At 41.4% G+C, this 24,729-nt stretch carries 17 protein-coding genes; 15 read left to right on the top strand and 2 right to left on the bottom strand.

Annotated features, from left to right (window positions below; genetic code table 11):
• Positions 1-24 precede the first annotated feature (24 nt).
• The 15 genes from bsdcttw_RS14605 (at position 25) to bsdcttw_RS14535 (ending at position 23,286) form a co-directional block, all read left to right on the top strand.
• Positions 25-1,038, top strand: coding sequence for an SPFH domain-containing protein (locus bsdcttw_RS14605; RefSeq protein ID WP_185255585.1), 1,014 nt, complete (start codon positions 25-27; stop codon positions 1,036-1,038).
• Positions 1,039-1,147: 109 nt separating this feature from the next.
• Positions 1,148-2,095 carry a diacylglycerol kinase catalytic domain-containing protein gene (locus tag bsdcttw_RS14600; protein ID WP_185255584.1) on the top strand — a complete coding sequence of 316 codons (948 nt, stop codon included), beginning with the start codon at positions 1,148-1,150 and terminating at the stop codon, positions 2,093-2,095.
• A gap of 33 nt (positions 2,096-2,128) precedes the next feature.
• On the top strand, positions 2,129-4,423 hold the full coding sequence (recQ, locus tag bsdcttw_RS14595; protein WP_185255583.1) for a DNA helicase RecQ: 2,295 nt from the start codon (positions 2,129-2,131) through the stop codon (positions 4,421-4,423).
• Between the two features lie 313 nt (positions 4,424-4,736).
• Positions 4,737-6,821, top strand: coding sequence for a hypothetical protein (locus tag bsdcttw_RS14590; protein ID WP_185255582.1), 2,085 nt, complete (start codon positions 4,737-4,739; stop codon positions 6,819-6,821).
• Positions 6,822-7,013: 192 nt separating this feature from the next.
• Positions 7,014-9,923, top strand: coding sequence for an extracellular solute-binding protein (locus bsdcttw_RS14585; RefSeq protein ID WP_185255581.1), 2,910 nt, complete (start codon positions 7,014-7,016; stop codon positions 9,921-9,923).
• Between the two features lie 19 nt (positions 9,924-9,942).
• Positions 9,943-10,845, top strand: coding sequence for a carbohydrate ABC transporter permease (locus bsdcttw_RS14580; protein WP_225903669.1), 903 nt, complete (start codon positions 9,943-9,945; stop codon positions 10,843-10,845).
• Positions 10,846-10,863: 18 nt separating this feature from the next.
• Positions 10,864-11,754 (top strand): carbohydrate ABC transporter permease, encoded by an 891-nt coding sequence (locus tag bsdcttw_RS14575; protein WP_185255580.1) that lies wholly within the window; start codon positions 10,864-10,866, stop codon positions 11,752-11,754.
• A gap of 20 nt (positions 11,755-11,774) precedes the next feature.
• Positions 11,775-13,253 carry an NHL repeat-containing protein gene (locus tag bsdcttw_RS14570; protein WP_185255579.1) on the top strand — a complete coding sequence of 493 codons (1,479 nt, stop codon included), beginning with the start codon at positions 11,775-11,777 and terminating at the stop codon, positions 13,251-13,253.
• Positions 13,243-13,878 carry a Yip1 family protein gene (locus tag bsdcttw_RS14565; protein WP_185255578.1) on the top strand — a complete coding sequence of 212 codons (636 nt, stop codon included), beginning with the start codon at positions 13,243-13,245 and terminating at the stop codon, positions 13,876-13,878. Before bsdcttw_RS14570 ends, bsdcttw_RS14565 begins: the two co-directional genes overlap by 11 nt.
• A gap of 52 nt (positions 13,879-13,930) precedes the next feature.
• Positions 13,931-16,561 (top strand): DUF5696 domain-containing protein, encoded by a 2,631-nt coding sequence (locus bsdcttw_RS14560; protein ID WP_185255577.1) that lies wholly within the window; start codon positions 13,931-13,933, stop codon positions 16,559-16,561.
• Positions 16,562-16,573: 12 nt separating this feature from the next.
• Positions 16,574-17,479: a carbohydrate ABC transporter permease gene (locus tag bsdcttw_RS14555; RefSeq protein ID WP_185255576.1), complete on the top strand. Its 906-nt coding sequence runs from the start codon at positions 16,574-16,576 to the stop codon at positions 17,477-17,479.
• Positions 17,469-18,470: a carbohydrate ABC transporter permease gene (locus bsdcttw_RS14550; protein ID WP_185255575.1), complete on the top strand. Its 1,002-nt coding sequence runs from the start codon at positions 17,469-17,471 to the stop codon at positions 18,468-18,470. The genes bsdcttw_RS14555 and bsdcttw_RS14550 overlap by 11 nt, the downstream gene beginning before the upstream one ends.
• A 328-nt stretch (positions 18,471-18,798) precedes the next feature.
• A complete protein-coding gene (locus bsdcttw_RS14545) occupies positions 18,799-20,361 on the top strand; it encodes a glycoside hydrolase family 30 protein (RefSeq protein ID WP_185255574.1) in 1,563 nt (520 codons plus the stop codon).
• Positions 20,358-21,416 carry a LacI family DNA-binding transcriptional regulator gene (locus bsdcttw_RS14540; protein WP_185255573.1) on the top strand — a complete coding sequence of 353 codons (1,059 nt, stop codon included), beginning with the start codon at positions 20,358-20,360 and terminating at the stop codon, positions 21,414-21,416. The genes bsdcttw_RS14545 and bsdcttw_RS14540 overlap by 4 nt, the downstream gene beginning before the upstream one ends.
• 118 nt (positions 21,417-21,534) lie before the next feature.
• Entirely contained in the window at positions 21,535-23,286 is a 1,752-nt protein-coding gene (locus bsdcttw_RS14535) for a glycoside hydrolase family 35 protein (RefSeq protein WP_185255572.1), read from the top strand.
• Positions 23,287-23,373: 87 nt separating this feature from the next.
• Here the strand turns inward: bsdcttw_RS14535 and bsdcttw_RS14530 are convergent, their stop codons facing one another.
• Both bsdcttw_RS14530 and pyrB read right to left on the bottom strand, forming a co-directional pair.
• Positions 23,374-23,799, bottom strand: a complete 426-nt coding sequence (locus bsdcttw_RS14530; protein ID WP_185255571.1) for an aspartate carbamoyltransferase regulatory subunit — start codon at positions 23,797-23,799, stop codon at positions 23,374-23,376.
• On the bottom strand, positions 23,799-24,713 hold the full coding sequence (gene pyrB / locus bsdcttw_RS14525; protein ID WP_185255570.1) for an aspartate carbamoyltransferase: 915 nt from the start codon (positions 24,711-24,713) through the stop codon (positions 23,799-23,801). Before pyrB ends, bsdcttw_RS14530 begins: the two co-directional genes overlap by 1 nt.
• Positions 24,714-24,729: the final 16 nt, after the last annotated feature.

Below are 24,729 nucleotides of genomic sequence, written 5' to 3'. Positions count from 1 at the left end.
TTCAGCTAAGACGGGAGGATAATTATGTTTGGTTTTCGCTATGTAAAGTTTCAACCGAGTCAGTATGTTTTGAAATATAGGAATGGAAAGGTTGTTAGAGAGGGAGCAGGTTTGTCTTTCTACTATTATGTTCCACAAACTTCAATTGTTGCCATTCCGATGGAAAGTAATGAGGTTCCGTTTATCTTTGAAGAAGTAACAGCGGATTTTCAAACAGTAACAATTCAAGGGCAGATTACCTACCGAATAGCGGATTATAAAAAAATAGCCGAGGTTCTTAATTATACCCTGGATATGAAGGGAAATGGCTATTCATCCGAAGACCCAAAGAAATTACCTCAACGTATCATTAATATTGTCAGAGTACTGACGAAGAAATCCATTGAAGAAATGGCTTTAAAAGAAGCTATTAAGTCAAGTCAGCTGCTTGCTAAAAGCATCAAATCAGAAATTGCGGAAAATGCTGAAATCTCATTCCTTGGAATTGATATTCTGGGTGTTCTTATCCTCTCTGTCCTGCCGAACCGGGAAACGGCAAGAGCCTTGGAAGCCCAGACCAGAGAAGAAATATTAAGAAGTGCTGATGAAGCTATATACGAAAGACGTAATGCTGCTATTGACCAGGAACGTCGCGTAAAAGAAAATGAATTTAATACGGAAATTGCTGTTGAAAATAAAAAGCGTCTGGTAAAAGAGACACAGTTGGAAGCTGACCGTGTTGTACAGCAAAAGAAGAATCTTCAAAAGGAAGAGCAGATGGACTTCGAGACTGCCCTGGAGGAAAAAAGGAAGGAATTTATTAATCTTACTGTGGAAAATAAGAAGGCTGAAGCCGATGGTAAAGCTTATGAGCTGGCAGCTGTTATGAAGGTACTGGAAGGAATGAAACCGGAGGTAATTCAATCTCTTGCAAATATTGATATGCAGCCAAGTAAGCTTATTGCCATTGCATTTCAGGAACTGGCAGAAAAGGCCGGACAGATTGGACAGCTTAACATTTCCCCGGACTTATTAAGGGAATTAATGAAAGAAAGCTGATGAAAGAATGGTAATCTACTATTAGCTAAATACCACTTAAGGTTATATTGGTATCAGTATAATGCCGGTACATTCATAGTGAGCAGGTAACAGAAGGGGTGTGGTTTGTATGAGCGGGCGTTTATATGATAGAAAAATCATTATCATTAAAAGAAAGTCCAGATTAAAAGAACTGATTTACCGTTTTAATACAGTAGAACAAGCGAGATTCTATATCGAGCATATGGGAAGTGATTTTTCAGATTATCTGCAAGAGGATAAAAAGTATGAAGAAGCGCTGATGCATGTAAATCTGGAACTGGAACGGCTTGGAAGAGTGCAGGTGCTGGATCGGGAATTTGTTCCGAATTTCATCTTTGATCCTACAGATATTGTTGTGGTGGTAGGTCAGGATGGGCTGGTGGCCAATACCATGAAGTACCTGGATAATCAGTTACTTATCGGTGTCAATCCGGACCCTGTAAGATGGGATGGAGTTCTTTTGCCCTTTCGGCCTTCCCAAGCAGCAGAAGTAGTGGCAGAATGTATCAAGGGAAATAGTCAGATTCAAAAGGTTACCATGGCAAAAGCAGAATTAAATGACGGACAGGTGATATATGGGGTGAATGACCTTTTTATCGGGCAAAAGACCCATGTCTCCTCGAGATATCATATTACCTACGGAAAAAAAGAGGAAAACCAATCCTCCAGCGGTATTATTATCTCCACAGGTCTTGGGTCAACCGGATGGCTGAAGAGCATTCTAAAAGGAGCGGCAGGAATAGTAAGGTCAAACATGCCAAATACTTCCGGGATCGATGAAATACGGGGTGTTCAAACCAGTTGGGATATGAACTGTCTTTATTTTACAGTCAGGGAACCTTATGAGAGCAAAAGTACCGGAGCAGAAATAGTTTTTGGAAGTGTATCAGAGAAAATGCCTTTAACAATTACATCACAGATGCCTGAGAATGGTGTAATTTTCAGTGATGGTATGGAAAGTGATTATTTAGGATTTCATTCCGGGATAACAGCGCGTATCTCAGTGGCAGAAAAGTGCGGTCATCTTGTAGTATAAACGTTTAAAGAACGAAAGAACTAGGGGGAGTACATGATTCAAAATAACAAAAGAAATTTGGCTTTGGAGGTGCTTAAAAAGTATTTTGGCTATGAGAATTTTCGAAATGGGCAGGAAACTCTGATACATAGTATATTGGGCGGCAGAGACGCTCTTGGTATTATGCCGACAGGAGCCGGTAAATCACTGGTCTATCAAATTCCCGGTATCATTATGGAAGGGGTAACTCTGGTAATATCGCCGTTAATATCTCTTATGAAAGATCAAGTAGCCGCTTTGAATGAAGTTGGTATTCATGCAGCTTTTATCAACAGTTCTCTTTCGGCAAGGCAGGTTAGCCTGGCTCTTGAATATGCAAGGCAGGGAAAGTATCAATTGATATATGTTGCACCTGAGCGGCTTGAAACAGAAGAGTTTCTTTATTTTGCTCTAAATACCAGGATTTCTATGGTAGCAGTGGATGAAGCTCACTGTATTTCACAATGGGGGCAGGATTTTAGACCGAGTTACCTAAAGATTGTAAGGTTTATTGAGCAGCTTCCGAAGAGGCCTGTTATCGGGGCTTTTACAGCAACAGCAACAAAGGAAGTTATGGAGGATATCAGCTGTATCCTAAAGCTTCAGTCACCGGAAGTAGTGGTAACTGGATTTGATAGAGAGAATCTTTATTATGAGGTTCGAACACCAAAGGATAAAGAGAAGGAGATTCTGCATTATATAGCGGAGCATCCGGGGAAATGCGGAATTATCTACTGTAATACAAGAAATAACGTAGAAGAATTATGGGAACTTTTATTGAAAGAGGGAGTAGCAGCAGCCAAATATCATGCCGGTATGTCTGATACAGACAGAAGCCGGAATCAGGAGAATTTCATCTATGACAGAAACCTTGTAATGGTGGCTACGAATGCTTTTGGTATGGGAATCGATAAATCCAATGTGCGCTATGTTATCCACTATAATATGCCAAAGAATATAGAAAGCTATTACCAGGAGGCGGGTAGAGCAGGACGGGATGGTGAGCCATCAGAATGCATTCTGCTGTACAGCGGCAGGGATGTGGAAGTAAATAAATTCTTGATAGAGAAGGGCAATGCCGGTGAAGAACAGGATTTTGCGGACCGTGAGATTATTCTAGAACGGGATATGGAACGGCTCAAAAAAATGACCTATTACTGCTTTACAAAGGATTGTTTGAGAGAATATATCTTAAATTATTTCGGACAATACGGTAACAGCTCCTGTGGTAATTGCTGCAACTGCTTAAATGAGTACGAAGAAACAGATGTAACGAAGCAAAGTATGGTTATTTTACAATGCATCAGGGAAAGTGGTCAGCGGTATGGTATAAATCTTATTATTGCTGCATTGCTTGGAAGAAGGACAGCAAAACTGACTGCTACGAATATGGTTAATCAGAGCATGTACGGAAAACTGGCTTCTTATCAGGAAGGTTTTCTAAAACAGATAGTAAATAAATTGATATTAGACGAATATTTGTTTGTTACTAGTGATAAATATGCAGTTGTGAAGCTTAACCGTACTGCCTTAAAGGTGATAGAGGGAGAAGCAGCAGTCATTCTTAAAACTTCAAAGACAAACACAGAAGATAGGGAAGACGGAAAAGCAGGATCTAATGCCTCCGGGAAAGGAGGAAGATTACGTAAGTCCGAGATTTTAACATCCAGAGGGCTTGACCTTTTTGAAATGCTTCGGCAGGTACGGACAGATATTGCCAGGGAAGAGGGTATGCCTCCATATATTATTTTTTCTGATAGGACACTTACCGATATGTGTGTAAAGCTTCCCTTCACGAAGGATGAAATGCTGACGGTAACCGGTGTGGGAGAGAACAAATTTTTAAAGTATGGAGAGAAATTTCTAAAAGCTATACTGGATTTTACCAAAGGAAGTAAGGAAGTCCTGGCATATGAACCGGCTGAGGCCGAGCCAAAACCGGAGAAGATAGTCCGAAGCAAAAAGCTAAAAGATGATTTTTCATTGACAAAAGAAATGCGGGAGGCTTATAAAACAGAAGAAAAGATTACAATCTCTCAGTTCGTAGATAAGTTAAATGATATCCGGGATGAAAGTATTATGAAAAGGCTGGCCGGTGTCCATGTTACAGCTATATTAAAGAAAGAAGGTTATCTTTTGGAGCGTTATAATCCCAAATTAGGGAGGCCGGAAACATATCCTACAGAGAAGGGGCAGGAAGCTGGAATTATAACGGAAAATCGCACCAGTGGAAACGGTAATGAATACCTTGTAATACTATATGATGAAAAAGCACAATTAAAATTACTTGACTTAATAGAAAGAACCTGAAATAGAGTATAACCTTTTAAAGGGCTGTTTGTTTTTCGCAAGTTTATATGCGTAAATGAACAGCCTTTTTACGCCACAATAGCAACAAATAGAATGCAATGTAATGTGCAATTACTCTATAAACGCTATAAATAAGATTAGTTTTATAGAAATATTATGCAAATAAATTTAAGGGTATAATTGACAAGTATAAATCTATATAATATAATAGTCATATGCAATCGATTACACATTATATCTTATTGGGTAAATTGCCAAAGGCGAATTTTGTAATAATGTGTAACCGATTACACATTAAAAAGGAGGAAGGTTTATGATTAAGAAAGTACTGAAAAGGTCAGCAGCAGTTGTAATTATCTTTTCAATGCTGGCAGCGGGAATGACGGGCTGCTCTAAAAAAGGTTCGGAAGAAACCATGAAGCCTACAGAGGCAGCAATCACGAACGAGCCTACAAAGGCTGATACTGCAACACCTGAGGGAGAATCAAAAGTTCTTCGTTGGGGAACACACTGGCAAGCAGGTCTGGATCCTAACTATAAGGACCCAACTACCGGGGAATACACAATGGATGAAACATCCAGACAGGCATCTTTAGCTGCATTGAAGGCAGCAAAAGAGCAGTTGAATGTGGATGTAGAATTCGTTCAGTATGCAACAGATACTCGAAGTGAATTAATTACCAGTGTACTTGCGGGTAATCCGGTTTGCGATATTGCTATACTGTGGGGTGGTTCAGAAAATACAATTTTATCCCAGAATATTCTACAGCCTCTTGATGACTATGCAGATTTGTTCTCTGACCCTGAATATTCCTGGATGCTATATGACAAGTTATATGGACATAATTACTTCCTGACATCCAAGCAGGCTTTTATCCCCAGATGGCCTTTGATCTACAATGCTTCAATGATTGAAAAGGTAGACTCCTTAAAGGATGCTGATGGCAAGACTATATATCCTACTGATTTGTTCCTGGATGGCAAATGGACATGGAGTGCCTTCAAGGATTACCTTTCTAAAATCCAGACCTTTTATGCTAATACCAAAGCTCCTGATGGTACACAGTATGATAAGGTAAAAGCTTATGAAACAGATCACCGTTTCGCAGGACTTTCCGCTATTTTTGCTGACGGCGGAGAAATCTATGGTTCTGATGGATTAAAGGCTGATTCCAAAGAGGCCTTAAAAGCAACTTCTTATATTAAGGAATTAATGGATGGAGGTTTATTATCAGAGTGCGGTCTTTACGATGATGGTTATACCCCTAAATGGTTACAGGGCTCCGGTGACTTTGGAGCAGGTGCTACCGTATTTACTGACTGTGCCGACTGGACTATTGCAGGTGTGGCTTCCTCAGCGGCTGACAGAGGAGAATCTATTGGTATGGTTCCCTGGCCCAGACCCGATGATATGGCTTCGGATGACCCCAATTATAAGCAGGTTTTAACAGTAGGTGACAGTATCGGTATCTTAAAGGGTGTTGATGCTGACACAACCAAACTTGCCCTTGAATTCCTTAAGGTTTACTACAGTACTTATTATAAGACTCTTGGCGGTGTTGACAGCATCGCTGCATATAAAGACAGTGCAGCTACAACCCAGGCTACAGGATTTGGATTGGATATCTTTAATGAAACTTACGGGGATGATCTCTTAAAGACCTTCCAGTATATATCCAAACAGACGGTTCCCAATGATTATTCTGATCTTCTTGGTTTCCGTGTTGTCTGGGATGATATCTTCGGCAAATCCCTTTATGGTGTTGACGGTTATGCATCCTATGATGTATCCATTGCTGCCAATAAGAATCTGTTTACGGAAAAGGCCGCCAATATGGAAAGTATTCTTGCCAGTGATGAGATAAGGGATAATATTGCACCGGTTATTACTGTGGCAAAGCCTCTGGTATTCCCTGCGGGAACGGACCCGAAGAAGATTGCCTTCTCAGATTATTTATCCATTGAGGATGCTATTGACGGTGTTCTTGATGCAACTGCTGCAACTTATGACTATTCGGCTGCCGATTTCTCCAAGGTGGGAAGTTATGGAGATGGTCTGAAGGTTAAGATGGCGGATAAATCTAAGAACGAAGCTAACTTAAGTTCTGCGGTTACGGTTTATGATCCGGAGAATAAGAAGGCGCCTGTTATCACACAGGTAAAGGATTACCGCAAGATTAAGCTGGATGAGGATGCATCCAAAATCGCCTGGAAAGGTGATTTCATTGCAAGTGCCGTTGATACGGACGGTCTTGATATCTCTGCTAATATTACAGCGGATATCTCTGGTCTTGATACGTCCACACCCGGAGATTATGATGTGGTTATTACAGCCACAGATTTTGCCGGTAACAGCAGTAATGTGACCCTGTCTGTAACAGTAGCGGAAGCGGAGTAAAAGGGTGGCTTAACAGTAAAAAAGTTTGAAGTTAATTTCCGGTTGCTGCAAAACGTCAGTATAGGACTGCAAGGATTGCAGGATGAAATGAGACGGATTGCAGCAACCAATTTATACGGAAATGAATTACTTCTATTAGTTACCTTAAGGTAGCTTAAATATAAATTTATCTGGAAAGGCACGGGTATCAGTATGAAATCGAAGAAGTCCTTAATAATACTTCTAATAACCGTATTATTCGTAATTATTGCGGTTACTGCCTTGATTTTAAATAAGGATCATTCTAAGGGAATGTATGCAGTTCCAGCCTCAAATGCCGCTGTTTATGACACGTCCTATAAGGAATATCTCGACCAGAATGGTTATAACGGAACGATTCTGGATACCAGTCTGCAAGTAAATCTGAATTCTTTTAAGACAACAGGCGGCATGACAGCAGAAAAGACGGACAAAGGTCTGGCAACAGGTGACAGTGGTTCTATAACCTGGACCTTTGAGGTTCAGACAGAAGGTTTTTACAATCTTCAGATAGGGTATATTCCTCGTACAGGAACCACCTCGGATATTCAAAGAAGACTTCTTCTTAACGGCGAAATATGTTATGACGGTCTGGAACAGGTGGTGTTTAAACGTTTTTGGACCGATGGTGAAATTAAGAGCAAAAACGGAAATGAAATAAGACCAAATACAAAAGAAATCTATAAGGAAACAAAGATTTATGTGGAAGATTCCGAAAGAAGAACAGGAGAGCCTTACGTATTTTATTTAAAAAAGGGTACCAATACCTTAACTTTTGAAGCTATTAAAGAGCCCGTTGAATTTACGTCAATTATCTTTCAAAAAGCAGAAAAGCCGGCAGCTTACGCAGAGGTTATTAACCAATTAAAAGAAAAGTATCCGGTATATGACGGTAAAAACATTATTTGCCAGGCAGAACGTGCAGAAGGCGGCACTTCCTATATTGAAAAAAATTCATCTTCTATTAATATTCAGAAGAATTACTCAGATTCTCTGCTATATCCGTATCACCCGTATAAGATTAAATACAACACCATTGGAGCAAACAACTGGAAACAGCCGGGTAATGCGATATCCTGGGATATTACCGTTCCAAAAGAAGGACTTTATGAATTGACTTTTAAGGGCAGACAGAATCTGAAGAGGGGTGTAACCTCGGTTAGAAGATTGTACATAAACGGAACGGTTCCTTATTCGGAAATGGATGCCGTTAATTTCGATTACAGCAGCAGTATGTCAAATTATACGATAACAGGGTCTGATGGAACACCCTATCTCTTTTATCTGAAGGCAGGAACCAACACCATCAGTCTGGAATGTGTAATGGGGGATTTCGGAGGCATTATTAACGATGTGGAAGAAAGTATGTACCGGTTGAACCAGATGTATCTGAAAGTGACACAGATAACCGGACAGACACCGGATAAGTTCATTGATTATCAGATTGCGAAGAAAATCCCGGATTTTCAGCAGACTATGACAGAGGAAGAAGCAAGGCTGTATCAGATAGTTGATAACCTGGTTGCAATCACCGGAGAAAAAGGGGAAAACACCAGTCTTCTTGAGAAAATGGCAGTAGAAGCGAAGGGACTTGCCAAAAATCCTGAAAGCGTAGTGGAAGAAGTAGCGCAGCTGAAGGAGAATATTTCAGCTCTGGCAACCTGGCTGGTCAACATCTCCGAGATGCCTCTGGAGCTTGACAGCTTTATCCTGTCGTCACCGGGCGGGGACTTGCCGAGAGCGAAGAGCAGCTTTATGGAAAGTGCTTATTACGGAACAATCCGTTTCTTCTCCACTTTCTTTGCTAAGATAAGCCAGGTAAGTGAGAAAGAGGATACAGCAGGGGGCGATACCATAAAAGTTTGGATGGTCAACGCCGGAACGGCAGCTAATGTGCAGAGCATCGGCAGGGAGCAGGCGCAGATTATTCAGAACCTTATTGATGAGAAATTTACACCGGAAAATAATATTAATATCGACCTGCAGTTAATTCCTGTGGATGTGGTATTAAGGGCGGCTCTTGCCGGTAACAGTCCCGATGCAGTTATCGGGCTTAACCAGGCAACCCTGCTGGATTTTGCCATGCGCGGTGCGGTGGTGGATTTATCAAAGCTGGACGGGTTTTCGGAAGCCACCGGCAAATATTATAAGAGTGAGCTGGATGCTGCTTCTTATCTTGGCAGCGTATACGGTATACCGGAACAGGCGGATTTTATGATGCTGTTTACGAGAGATGATATTCTAAAGGCTATAGGAGCAGAAACGCCAAAAACCTGGGAGGATGTAAAAGCAATCCTACCGGTTTTAAAGAAAAATAACTATGAATTTTTCCTTCCGAATGCCCAGGGGGCACCGAATTTTTATCCTTCCCTGGTCTATCAGTTCGGCGGTAATTTGTATAAAGGCACCGGTAATGATTATGGAATAGCCGGCAATCTTGGAACGGATGCGGCAATGGAAGCTTTTAAGACTTATACGGATTTCTTTACCAATTACGGATTTAATCCCAATGTGGATTTCTCCACCAGATTCCGTACCGGAGAAATGCCAATTGGTGTGATTAAGTACACCACCTACTGCCAGTTAGAGGTATTTGCTCCTGAAATCAAAGGTCTTTGGTCCTTTACCACTCTACCGGGAGTAAAAGGGGAAGATGGGGCTGTGAACGACTCCTATGTGATTGAAACGGTAAACAGTGCAATCCTGAATACATCTAAGAAAAAAGAGGCCGCCTGGAAGTTTGTAAAATGGTGGAATAATACAGAAACACAACTGCAGTATGCTAATACCGTAGAATCCGTCATGGGAACTTCTGCCCGTTATCCGGCTGCCGATCCGGAAGTTATTAAGAGGCTGCCCTGGAGTAATGCAGAGCTTACCCAAATATTGTCACAGATGCAATCCACCGTAGGAATACCGGCAGTCCCCGGTAATTATATGCTGACAAGAATGGTACTATATTCCTTTAACAATGTAGTAGCAGAAGGTGCCAACCCCAGAGAAACCCTGTACTTAAATTTGAAGACCATTGATAAGGAGATTACCAACAAGCGCAGGGAATTCCACTTATCAGTGCAGAAATAGAATAGAAGGAGGTATTTCCTTGAAAAAGAAGAAAGAGCCTTTATCACTGGTATGGAAGCATCATAAGTACAAATATCTGCTCATTGCACCTTTTGCAACGATATTTATTGTATTTACACTGATTCCGGTAGTTGTTTCCATTGTTTTAAGCTTTACATCCTTTAACATGGTGGAAGCTCCCAGTTTTAACGGGCTGACCAATTACATAAATCTCTTGGTGCGGGATGACGTATTCCTGATTGCCATTAAGAATACGCTGCTGTTTGCTTTGATAACCGGCCCTATCAGCTATATTATGTGCTTTTTGTTTGCCTGGATGATTAATGAGCTGCCCCCGGTTCCAAGGTCCATCATTACCCTGGTATTTTATGCCCCCTCTATTTCGGGTAATGCCTATATGATATGGAAACTGATTTTCTCTTCCGATACTTACGGATGGGCAAATGCCTGGCTGTTAAAGCTGGGATTTATCCAGAGCCGTATCCTATGGTTTGAAACTGCCAAGTATGTTATGCCCATATTGATTGTGGTACAGCTGTGGTTAAGTCTTGGCGTTAGCTTCCTGGCTTTTATTGCAGGGCTTCAGAACGTAGATAAGTCCTGGTATGAAGCGGCAGCGGTGGAGGGGGTCAGGAACCGCTGGCAGGAACTCTGGTATATAACCTTACCCTCTATGAAGCCCCAGCTTATGTTCGGTGCGGTTATGCAGATTACAGGTTCCCTGTCGGTTTCACAGATTTCCATTGATCTGGCAGGCTTCCCTTCTGCCAGTTATGCAGGGCATACCATTCTGACACATCTCCATGACTACGGTAATGTGAGATATGAGTTGGGCTATGCGTGTACCATTGCAGTGATTCTGTTTTTTATAATGCTCCTATGCAATATTATAGTACAGAAGCTGCTTCGTAAATTAGGCTAGAGAAAGGCGGTTTGTAAAATGAAACAATTATATAAGTTTCTTGTATCAAAGCTGCGTGCAAGAAAATTAAGAAGAAGAAACCGAAGCCTTATGGGAGATATCGGTCTTACGCTGGTGCTTGTTTTCTTTGGTTTGTTCAGCCTCTTTCCCCTCATATTTACAGTGGTAAATGCATTTAAGCCTTTAAGTGAAATCTTTATCATACCTCCTAAAATGACGGTGGAAAATCCTACCCTGAATAACTTTTTTGACCTGGCAACTATTGTGGAAAGCTTTAATGTGCCTTTATCAAGATATATATTCAATACGGGTGTTATTACGGTTCTCGGAACCTTCGGAACCGTGCTTCTTGGTTCTATGGCTGCCTTTCCCCTGGCGAAATATACTTTTCCGGGTTCCAAACTGATGAGCAATATCATAGTTTATGCCCTGATGTTTAACGCCTCCGTAACGGCAATACCCAATTACCTGATTATGAGCAAGCTTGGTATGATAGATACTTATTGGGCGGTCATCCTGCCGGCTATAGGATCGACCCTTGGTCTGTACCTGATGAAGAATTTTATGGTACAGATACCGGATGAGATGCTGGAGGCTGCTAAAATTGACGGAGCAGGAGAATTTAAGACTTACTGGAGCGTGGTTATGCCTTTGTGCAAGCCTGCGTGGATTACCTTAATAATCCTGTCCTTTCAACAGATGTGGGGTACTACCGGAGGTGTATTTATCTATACGGAAGAATTAAAGCCTGTAACTTATGTGCTCCAACAGCTGGTAAGCGGCGGTATATCCCGTACCGGTGTATCCTCTGCCATATCCTTTATTATGCTGCTGGTTCCCATAACAGTATTCGTTTTGTCACAGAGTAATGTTATCGAAACAATGGCAACTTCCGGTGTGAAGGGTTAGTAATAGGAGGAGAATGGAAAATGAAGAAAAAGTGCTTACTAATCCTGCTCGTATTCATACTGGTATTTATACCTATGGATGTTTACGCTGCCGATGGTAAAAGCTATGATTTTGAGGGCTATACCTATGATTACTGGGGGAATGCCGTAGAGAGTCCGGCAGCCTTTCAGCTGGACCGGGTAATTAATGAGAAAAATATGGGAGGCATCAAGGTACAGGGGTTTAACGATGTGGTTACCAGCGGGGACGGACGTATTTTCCTGGTAGATACGCTGGAAGGCCGGGTGGACATCGTAAATCAGGGAGGTTCTTTTGTGAAATCCCTAAAAGTTATCAGGGATGCGAATGACAAGATTGTAATAGATGAAAAAAGCGGGGCACAGCTGGTATTAAGTGCTCCGGAAGGTGCATTTTATCAGGAAAAAGACCAGGAGCTTTTTATCGCCGATACAGGAGCCGAAAGAATTATCGTTCTGGACGGCAGGAATTATACCTTGAAAAGAGTGATTAAAAAACCTGAAAATATGGCAGGGGTTTCAGAATTTAAACCTTCAAAAATTGTCGTAGATAATACGGGCAGGATTTATGTGGTGGTACAGTCAAGTTATGAGGGTATTCTAGAATTGAATTCGGACGGTACTTTTTCCAGGTATTTTGGTGTGAATTCCCCTTCCGTTAATGTTATTGATTATTTCTGGAAGTCCATTTCCTCTGACAGGCAAAAGGAGCAGATGAAGAGGACCTTTGCACCCGCCTTTAATAACATAGACCTGGATTCCGACGGCTTTGTATATGCCGTAACCTTTGACGCAGCAGCACAGCATATGGTATTCCGGCTGAATTCCGGCGGTAAAAACGTCTTAAGAGAGAAGGGCAATACCAGTGTTGTCGGGGATATACACCGGATGAAGATTGCGGATCAGAGCCAGTTTGTTGATATTGCCGTACAGGATTATGGTACTTATGCAGTGATAGATAAATCCAAAGGAAGGATTTTTCTCTACGACTTTGACGGACAGCTTCTTGATGCCTTCGGTTCTCAGGGAAAGACAAAGGGTTCTTTCCAGATGCCTACGGGTATCGCATGGCTGGGAAACAACCTGGTGGTAGCAGACAGCACTTTAAAATGCGCCTATATCCTAACACCTACGGATTTCGGTGAAGCGGCACTTCTTGCCAGCGAGAAATATTATTACGGTAAATGGGATGAGGCCCTGACACAGTTTAAGAAAATACTGACCCTGAATGCCAATTATGAGGTCGCTTATGCTGGTATCGGCAAGAACTATCTGATGAAGGATGAATATAAGAAAGCAATGTATTACTTTAAGTTAGGAAATAACCGTGAGTTCTATTCCAAGGCTTATAACGGATACCGGGCTGAGGTGCTGCAAAGCCATTTTGGTATAATAGCGGTTATCTTTTTAGCTTTTATCTTCCTGATTCTATTTACGGAAGTCAGATATCATAAGAAGGAGAGTGGACAGAATGAGGAGTGAGATAATAAAGGAACGGCTGCATTATCTAAGGTACGCCATGTTTCATCCCTTTGACGGCTTCTATGAGATTAAGTACCGGGGAAAAGGAAGTGTTTTGATTGCTACGGTAATCCTGGTACTCTACGGTATTATGCAATGTATTGCCTATCAGTATACCGGATTTGTTATGAACAGGAATGCTGTCTTTGCAATGAACAGCGTATCTATATTTATTTCTGCCTTATCCGTATTTCTCCTTTTTACGGTAAGCAACTGGACGGTAACCACTCTTTTTAACGGAAAAGGCAACATGCGGGATATCTATATCGTAATATGTTATTCCATTCTTCCCATGTTATTGTTCAACGGTATTACGGCCTTTATCAGTAATTTTATTATAAAGGAAGAAGTTATCATTGTAAAATCCCTGCAGGAGATCGGTGTGGTCTGGTTTGTCTTTGTCCTTTTAGCCGGACTGTGTATAATACATGAATATACTTTTTCCGTGAATATCAAAACTCTGCTGGCAACAGCGGTGGCCGCCTTTATTATTATCTTTTTAGGCATACTGTTTTTCTCACTGTTAGAGCGCATGTACTATTTTTTTACATCGGTCGGACAGGAGATTATAAGAAGAGTGAACTGAAAGCCGAAGCGGCTCTCATAGATTTCAGTAAAACATGAAAGGATGAAATAAGATGGCGGATTATATAAGACTCCTGACGGAAAAAATCCGTAAAATATATGCCAGACATTTTGCCCGTAAGATGGTGGCAACAGTTCTGATCATATGCCTTATTATCGGATTCCTGCGTTATATACCTGTTCTTGGGGTGAAAGCAGGTCCTCTGCCCGAGGCAGATAAGGCGGAACTGTCCAAGACAGGAGAGGAGATATCCCATGATATGGGCGAGGTGCTGGTAGCGGAAAGTGACAGCAAACAGCTCTACATAAACAGTAAGACCATGAACTTGAAGCTAAAGGATAAAAACACCGGAAAGGTATGGAATTCTACCGTTAACGGGAGTAATGAGGCCTCAGAGCTTGCCATGCTAACGGTTTCCTACCTGGGGAAAGATAATAACCTTACCGAATGGGATTCCTATACCTACTGTACCCAGCTTGGGAGTTATGTCTTAAAAAAGATAGATAATGGTGTTCAGATAACCATGGATATCAATGAAGGGGAATCAGAACGCTTCCCGGAATATTATCCGCAGAAAATGCCAACGGACAGGTTTGAAAATTTCTTTTTAGCTGGTATCAAAAACCTGGTGGAAACCGGCAAGATTGACCAGGTTTCGGCAGATAAATATAAAATGACTCTGGAGCTGTTGTATAAAAAGAGCATTACTGAGGACTGTTATGCGGTTTCCTATAATGGAACTCCTCCAAGAAGTGCCGTCAAACAGTTGATCAAACTGGCTGAGTTATTGGGTTATACAAAAGAAATGCTCATAAGTGACAGCAATGAAATGGGACTTAGCGTAACTTTTACCGAGCCGGCACAGTTTAAAATTGTTGCGGAAGCGACTCTTGATGGAGATGATTTTGTATTCCGTGTACCCACACAGCAGATGGTAAGCGGTAATTCCTATTACACCATACAAAATATCAAAGTGCTTCCCAACTTTGGAGCAGCAGCTTCCAAAGAGTATGAGGATGGATACATCCTGGTACCGGATGGGGCTGGAGCACTGTTTAAATTTAATACTTTTAATATGGCTGTGCCCGATTATATCAGGCCAATTTATAATAATAACTCTCTGGCTGATTACTACTTCGCCCCAGAATACGGGGAAGAGCTTATGATGCCGGTATTTGGCATGACATACGGGACCATGGAGAATGCTTCTCACGGTTTTCTTGGAATCATTGAGAAAGGCGCCGAAACTTCCTACATAAATGTCAAGCTGGCCTCTACGGCAAAAGACAGCGCTTCCTCCTATAACAAAGCCTATGCTTCTTTTGATGCAGCACAGTACAGTAATGTTAAGGTATATGGCCCTTATAGTGACAACAAGGCTTCCTATCTGGTGGATACGGGAGTTTTGGATGTGGATTATACTATTCGTTACAAATTGTTTCCGGGAAATGTTTCTTACTTTGATATGGCGAAAACCTATCAGGAATATCTGATGAAACAGGGGAATATTACAAAACTGTCCTATCCGGATAAGGCAAAGGTGTATATGGACTTTTTAGGTACCATATCTCTTACCAAGCGTTTTCTGGGTATCCCTTACCAGTCGAGTTATTCTGTGACGACTTACAAAGAACTGTCGGATATTATCAAAGATTTACCGGATGTCAATATGGCGCTGCAATATACCGGTTTCTTTAACGGTGGGTTTGAAAATAAGCTTAACAATAGAGCTGAACTGACCTCTGCCAACGGATCGAAAGAGGAATTGAAAGAATTAAGGAATCTGGCCGGTGAACGGAAGGCGGATATGTTTTTTGATGTAAGCTTATCCAAGGTTTATGATAAGGGCAACGGCTTTCGGGCGAAAACCCATGCCGTATATGACTATTCCAATTCTCCTGCCACCATATACCGTTATCTGCCGTCCTTAGGCATTCTGGATGGATTTACCGGATTTGATGTGAATTATTTCTATCTGCTCTCACCCAGATATTTAGACGGAGTGGTGAATAAATTCCTGGACGGGGCTAAGGAGTATGATAAGCTTGCCATATCCGATCTGGCTCATTATAACATGGCAGACTACCGTTTTAAGAAGAAGGTGTCAGTTTATGAAGCCGGACGAATTGCAGAAGACAGCTTAAAGAAACTCTCCGAAAGCCATGAACTGTCTCTGGAAAATCCCATGATGAAGAATGTATTATATGGTTCCTATGCGGAAGATATCTCAAGAGAGAGCAGTGATTACGCCTCCTTTTATATTACGATTCCCTTTCGGCAGCTGGTTATGAACGGACTGGTCCAGGTAACAACGGAGAATGTAAATATGTCTTCCGAAAATCCTGCCTATTATGTACTCCAGTCAGTAGAGCTTGGTGTATATCCGAAATTTACTTTGAGTGCCAAGAGTGATGATATTTTACAGGAGACCGCTTATTCCTACTATTACGCTACCGAGTACCAAAAGCAGAAGGACACCATACAAAAGGTATACTCACAGTGTAAGAATGCCTGGGAGAAAATCGGTACCATGGAAATTACAGGACACAAAATCTTATCAGATAATGTATTCTGCACGGAATATGCTTCAGGTGCAAGGGTTATAACAAACTATAACCTCCATTCCGTTGTTGTAGACGGCAGTGAGATACCTGCCCTAGGATTTATTATTTCAGGAAAGTAGGAGGGAAGAGGGATGCGAAATATTTTTCCGTTAAAATACAAAACTAAAAGAAAGCTCAACGGCTTCCTCTATGTCCTGCCGTTTATAGTAGGTTTTTTCCTGTGCTTTGCCATACCTTTGTTTAATACGGTAATGTATTCCTTTAATAAGGTAAGTGTCAATGATACGGGCGGCATGAAATTTGATTATATTGGGTTTCAGAATTACATCGATTTATTCCAGAGTGAGGTAACTACCGGAGCACAGCCAATGGCAAGGCTTTTTGCAGACCAGAACCTTTCGATATTGACCAATGTTCCTCTTATCGTTATCTTCAGTTTATTTATGGCGTTGTTAGCCAACTTAAAATTCAAGGGAAGGGGAATTGTAAGAGTAATTTTCTTCCTGCCTATTATTTTCGGACTTGACATCGTTATTAATATGCTGGCAATTACTACCGGAGGTGAATGGGTGAAAGAGAGCTCCGGCTTATTCAGTCAAAGTTATATCAGTGTTTTATTAATGAGATACATGGATATACCTATGAGCATTCTGCAGCCGGTCATATCTTACGTGGATAAGATATTTGACGTGCTTTCCCAATCAGGTGTCCAGACCCTGATATATCTTGCAGGACTTCAGTCTATCAGTCCAAGCCTGTATGAGGTGGCAAAAATTGAAGGGGCAACGGCTTATGAGACCTTTTGGAAGGTTACCATACCCACTATTATGCATATAACGCTTTTTGTTACTATATATACGGTGGTGGATATGTTCTTAAAGTCTCCTATATCGGAAGAGGCTTATAGCTTTGCTTTTGAACAAAGTAAGATTGGTACCGGTTCGGCCTTATCCGTAGTATATATTTTCAATGTGCTGCTGGTTCTTGGAGTTGTCCTGCTGGTTTTAAGAAAGGTGGTAAAGAAATATGAAAAATAAGACAGAGAACGCCTCTTTTGGGCTTAAGGTCTACCTCTTTCGCAAGAAATGGAAGAATGTCCTGCAATCCGTCTTTCTATTTTGTATTATTGCAGGTTTATGTTTTACAATTCTTTATCCGATTGTCCAACTGGTACCTACCATATTTTCTAACATTGAAGATTTAGGAAATCCTAATGTAATCTGGCTGCCTTTGGAATTCTCTATTACCAGCTTCAGGGCGGCAATAAGATTTTGTATGCCGGAAGGTATTATGACCATGATAAAATCCATCCTGTATGCTGGTTTAATCATGTCGATACAGGTGTTCTTTTCCGCTATGGCCGGTTATTCCCTGGCGAGGGTAAAGTTTCTTGGACATCGTGTGGTATTTTTCTTGGTAATACTGGTGTTTTTGGTTCCCAGGCAGTCTCTGTTGCTGGCACAGTATATTTATTACTCTCATTTTAATGCATTTGGGTTATTAAAACTTTTTACAGCTGCAGGAGAGATTAATCTTATTAATAAACCCATAACCCTTATTATGCTGGCAGTACTGGGTTTTGGCGTACAGCAGAGTCTTTTTATCTTCATATTCAGCCAGTTTTTCAAAAATATCCCCAATGAACTGGAGGAAGCCGCCCTGATTGACGGCTGTGGTTTCCACAAAACTTATTTTAAAATTATGGTACCTAATGCAGTGCCGGCCATCTCGACGGTAGCGGTGTTATCTTTTGTCTGGAATTACGGAGATACTTACTTAACCAGTTATTTCAACAAAGACGGTCCTTATTTAAGTTCTACTCTCGCCAGAGTCTTTTCAACAGCCAACAAGGACTTTGTTCTGAATGCGATAAAGGTTTGGTTTAATGTACCTTTGGCTACGGATTTTGCCTTTGATGCTGTGAAGCAGGCAGCAGTACTGATCTTTCTGATACCTCTGCTGCTGGTATATTTCGGTGCGCAAAAGTGGCTTGTTGAGAACCTTGAGAATTCAGGTCTTGTCGGATAAGTAGGAATTATTGAAAAGCATAATTCCTACACAGATTGTGCCTGCGAAATCCTCGGCGCAATCTTAAGGCGCGTTGGAAAGGGCATAATGGGTAGTAGGAATTATTGAAAAGCATAATTCCTACGCAGATTGTGCCTGCGAAATCCTCGGCGCAATCTTAAGGCGCGTCGGAAAGGGCATAATGGGTAGTAGGAATTATTGAAAAGCATAATTTCTACACAAGATTGTGCCTGCGAAATCCTCGGCGCAATCTTAAGGCGTTTGGAAATTAATAATCAATTTCTACAATGAGTTGAACGCACGCAGTGGTGCGCATGGGGGAATTTTTATGAAGAAAAAGTGGAGTGTGACGGTTTTATGTGTGCTGCTTCTGTTAACCGGCTGTTCTCTGGGAAATGGATCAAAGAAAGACAGTGATATTTCCGGCAGAAATGGATTACAGGGTGAAACAGCGGTTACGAAGGAAGCAGATGAACAGTCTGGAAAAAATGACACAGAGGGAGCAATTACCTTGAATATTGACATAACGGATAAACATCAGACCCTTGAAAGCTTTGGCACCAGCGGCTGCTGGTGGTCCCAGTATGTAGGGGGCTGGGAGAATGAATACAAAGATACCGGCCGATCTGTCAGAGATGAGATAGCGATGCTTTTATTTGACAGAGAAAAGGGTATCGGGCTAAGCAGCTACCGGTATAATATCGGAGCCGGCTCCGCTGACAGCGGAAAGGGAACTTACAGTGACCCTCACAGACGAGCCCAAAGTTTTGAAACAGCACCTTTCCAGTACAACTGGAATAAGGACGCCAATGCAGTATGGTTTATGAAACGGGCGGCAGAACTTGGTGTAAAAGAAGTGGTAATGTTCTGCAACAGTCCACTGGAGAGATTGACTATAAATGGGACGGCTCAGGTAACAAAGGGCAGCAAGGAGAATATCCTGCCGGAAAATTATGATGACTTTGCCAGATATGTTATGGATGTTGCAGAACATTTTAAGAAGGAAGGAATTCCGGTAAAATACATTTCTCCTATTAATGAACCTCAATGGGATTGGACGGAAGGACAGGAAGGATGCCATTACGAGCCTGCTGCAATTGCCAAGGTATACCGCGCCTTTTTGGAGGAGCTTAACAACAGGCCTGAGTTAAAAGGTGTGGCATTATCAGGGCCGGAAAGCGGAGAATGGAAAGGAGATGCTATAGCCTATACCAGCGCCTTATTAAATGATACGGTTCTGGGTGGTTATTTTGATACCATAGACAACCATTCCTACTGGTCTGATACGGCTTCCAAGGCTGCTTTTAAGCGTTGGATGGATGCAAACCATCCAGAGGTGAAGCTTCGCATGAGCGAATGGTGTGAGATGGTAAATGGTTCGGATGTTACCATGGCTTCCGCTTTTGAGCTTGCCAGAGTGCTTCAGGAGGACTTAACGGTACTGGATGTGGTATCCTGGCAGAACTGGGTGGCTGTAGCTCCGGGTGGCTATCATGACGGACTTATCTATGTGAACGAGCAGAAGAAAGCCTTAAATCCTCTGAAACGTCTATGGGGCTACGGAAATTACTCCAGATTCATAAGACCGGGGTATCAAAGGATTGGGATAAAGGAAAGCTCGGATATCAAAGAGTTAAAGCCAGTTGCATTTACCGGTGTTAACGAAGAGGGAAAGGAGGAATTGGTTCTTGTTATAATAAACCAGGCGGAGGACAATAAAAAACTTTTGCTTGATATTCCAGGGGCAGTAGAATATACTGGTATCAATGTATATGAGACCTCAGACAGCCATGATTTGGACAAAATAGAGAGTGGACGATATGATATGGGAGACACGGTTGAGGTCAGTAAGCAATCGATTACTACAATTATTTTGTCAAAGGACTGGTGATTTCTATTTTAGATAGCAACGATGTGCCAAAGCAGTTAACCATCTACGATATTGCCAAGGAAGTTGGAGTCTCTGCTGCAACGGTTTCCAGAGCGATATCCGGTAGGGGCTATGTATCGGAAGCAAATAAAACAAAAATTATGGAACTGGTTAAAAAATATAATTTCAAACCCAATACCTTTGCTCAGAACCTGCAGGCCGGCTTTACAAAAACCATTGGATATATTGTACCCCATATCGGCAATATGTATTTTGCCAATGTTTATTATGAATTTGAGAAATGGGCTTCCCGACATGGTTATATGACAATATTGCTGAATTCAAAAGGTGATTATGATTTGGAATCCAAACTGCTGAATTCTCTGCAAGAAAAGCATGTGGATGGAATTGTTATCATGGGTGGCCGAATGGATGAGATTCACCTTCCGGATAATTATGTAAAGGAGATTCAAGAGGTAGGTAAGAAAATACCGATGGTCTCCTGTGGTGCAGAAGCGGAGCGCTTTGGATGCAGCGGTATTTACACCGATGATGAAAAAGGTGTGGAGGAATTGCTCCAGTTTTTAAAATCAAGGGGCTATCAACGGATTCTCTTTACCGGAGGGGCAGATCAGTATTACCCTTCCTATATTAAGAAAAAAGCTGCTTATGCTATTGGAGAGAAGCTGGGTCTGGATATTTCCGTCAGATGGCTCACAGGAAATGACGTATTCAGCTACAGTGCCGGCTATGACAGCTTAAAAATACTCTTAGAAGAAAAGAAGCCTCTTCCGGAAGTTATCTGCGGCATTAATGATTATGTTGCCTTGGGTGTGGTCAACTGTGCCCTGGAAGCAGGTTTAAAAATTCCCGGTGACCTTGCAGTTACCGGATTTGATAATGCAAGTATTACTACGATGACACCGGTTCATATTACTTCTATCAGTCCAAGATATGAATATTACGGGAAAAAAGTTTTTAATACTCTAGAGAAGCTTATGCAGGCCCAGGGTGCCGTACATGGTAAGACATCACTGATTAAACCGGAAATTATTATACGAAGCAGTACAATATAAACCGAGCCGGAAAAAAGCACTAAAAAATTCAGCCCTCTTCCTATGGCAAATAGGGGGGCTGATTTTTTAAAACAGGATATGCAATCGGTTACATAAAATAAAAACAGGAGTAGAAAAAATGGCATTTAACACCTTTGAAATAAAAGAAAAATTTTATATGAATGGAAAGCCTGTTCAGATAATATCCGGGGCTGTCCATTATTTCAGAATTGTACCGGAATATTGGCGTGACCGTCTTGAAAAACTGAAGGCCATGGGATGTAATACGGTGGAGACCTATGTACCCTGGAATCTGCATGAACCCAAAAAAGGAACTTTTTGTTTCGATGGTATCCTGAATGTAAAGAAATTTATAGAAATTGCCGCCGACCTGGGACTATGGGTAATTTTTCGACCATCTCCCTATATCTGCGCGGAATGGGAATTTGGGGGACTTCCTGCCTGGCTGCTGGCGGAAGAGGGAATGCACCTCAGAAGTGTTTATCCGCCTTTTTTAAAGCATGTCCGTGATTACTATAAAAAATTGTTTGAAATTACGGCACCTCTTCAGCTGACTAACGGCGGTCCGATTATTATGGTGCAAATTGAAAATGAATATGGTTATTTCGCAGACGATACAAGATATCTGAATGAGATAAAAGAATTAATGCTTGAAAACGGTGTAACAGTACCTTTTATTACATCTGACGGCCCTTGGGGAGATGCCCTTTCCTGCGGAAGCCTGGAGGGGGTATTGCCGGCAGGAAATTTCGGCTCCGGAATGAAAGAGCAGTTTGAGGTTCTGAGGCAGTATACAGACAGAGGACCTTTGATGTGTATGGAATTCTGGGTTGGCTGGTTTGACCATTGGGGAAACGGAGGGCATAAAACTTCCAATCTGGAAGAGAACTGCAAAGATCTGGATGAAGGTCTGCAGTATGGGAATATTAATATCTATATGTTCATAGGAGGTACTAATTTCGGCTTTATGAACGGCTCTAATTATTACGAGGAACTTACTCCTGATGTTACCTCCTATGATTATGACGCCGTTTTAACAGAAGCCGGTGACATTACCCCCAAATATAAAGCATTTCAGAAGATTATCGGAAAATATGTGAAACTTCCGGAGGTGGTCTTTACCACCAGGATTGAAAAAAAGGCTTACGGCCAACTAACCTGTACGGGAAAAGTGGGATTATTTGAAGTTCTTGAGGACATATCCGAGCCGCTATTTGATACCTTTCCCAAATCTATGGAGAAACTGGGGCAGAACTATGGTTACATTCTATATCGGTCAACACTGGTTAAGGAGAAGAAAATTGAAAAAATCCGTTTGCATCAAGCCAATGACCGGGCTAAAATATATATTTCCAAAGAGCCGGTGATAACATTATATGACAGAGAACTATTGAAAGAGCATAATCTATCCTTAGCCTTTGAACAAGGCAGCTCCATAACAATATTGATGGAGAATATGGGAAGGGTCAATTTTGGACCCTATCTGGATAAACAGCGTAAAGGGATTGACGGAGAAGTAGTTATTAACGGACATCAGCATATGAACTGGACTCATTACTCATTGCCTTTGGATAATATCGGAAAACTGGACTTTAAAAAAGGCTGGAAGAGTAAGGAACCTGCTTTTTACCGCTTTGAATTCTTAATAACGGAAAAATGTGATACTTTTATTGATATGGAAGGCTGGGGGAAGGGCTGTGTATTTATTAATGGCTTCAACCTTGGACGTTTCTGGGAAATCGGCCCGCAAAAGAGGCTGTATCTGCCGGGACCTCTGTTAAAAGAAGGGATGAATGAGATTATTGTATTTGAAACAGAAGGAAAAGTAAGAGATAGTATAATACTTTTGGATGAGCCGGATTTGGGTTAGGGAGTGATTGTTGATAATATCAGGGCAGAAACCGGAAATGGATTCTGCCCAAAATATTATTAACATTTAGATTATGCGGTGAAAGATTTAAATCCTCTTAAAGGCCTGTTCGCAGTATACGCAACGGTATACTCCTTTTTGTTTATCCGTAAGACGGAAAATATGAGGAAGTTCCTGCTCTATGGAAGTAATGCAACGAGGATTCTTACATTTAATAATATTGGTTACCCGTTCTGGCAGGTTCAGGTTCTTTTTTGATTTTATTTTACCGTCTTCAATGATATTAACCGTAATGTTCCTATCGAGAACTCCCAGTATATCCAAATCCATATCAAGGAAGCCATCTATTTTAATAATATCTTTCTTACCCATCTTATTACTTCTGGCATTTTTAATAATAGCAACACTGCAATCCAGTTTTTCCAGATTTAAGTAGGAATAAATCTTCATAGCCCCGCCGGCTTCTATGTGATCAATTACTATTCCCTGGTTTAAACCTCCGATATTTAACATTAAGCCACCTCCAGCAATTTCATAATCAAGGCCATTCGTACATATACTCCCAGTTCTGCCTGTTTAAAGTACACTGCACGCTTGTCCGTATCCACTTCTGTTGCAATTTCATTTACACGGGGCAGAGGGTGAAGTACCAGCATGTCTTCTTTGGCTAGTGACATCTTTTTGGCATCCAATATAAAGGAATCCTTTAAGCGGATATAATCCTCCTCATTAAAAAAGCGTTCCTTCTGGACCCTTGTCATATATAACAAATCAAGGTCAGGAAGAACTGCTTCAAGGTTTTTCACTTCCTCGTAAGAAATATGATTGGCATCCAATACTTCTTCACGGAGATAAGCGGGTATCTTAAGTTCATCGGGTGAAATCAAAACAAAATGGATATTTTCATAGCGTACCATGGCATTAATTAAAGAGTGTACGGTTCTTCCGAATTTTAAATCACCGCAAAAACCTATCTTTAGGTTATCAAGTCTGCCCTTTAATTTTGAAATAGTAAATAAATCCGTTAAGGTTTGAGTGGGATGATTGTGACCGCCGTCACCGGCATTGATTACAGGAATGGAAGAATAGGTAGAAGCAACGAAGGGAGCGCCTTCTTTGGGATGACGCATAGCACAGATATCAGCGTAACTGGAGATAACACGTATGGTGTCGGCAACACTTTCACCTTTGGCGGCAGAGGAAGAATCTGCTGATGAGAAACCTAAAACACTTCCGCCAAGATTAAGCATAGCGGCTTCAAAACTAAGTCTTGTACGGGTACTCGGTTCATAGAATAGTGTTGCCAGCTTTTTGCCATGGCAGATATCCGAGTATTTCTTCTTATCACTTAAAATGTCGTCTGCCAGCCTTAGAATATCCTCTAATTCTGAAACAGATAAGTCGAGGGGACTAATAAGATGTTTCATGACTACCTCCGTATAC

The organism is Anaerocolumna chitinilytica (assembly GCF_014218355.1).
In the GTDB taxonomy this organism is placed as follows: Bacteria; Bacillota; Clostridia; order Lachnospirales; family Lachnospiraceae; genus Anaerocolumna; species Anaerocolumna chitinilytica.
Note: the sequence above shows the minus strand (reverse complement) of the source record. Positions and strands in the feature narration are given on the sequence as shown.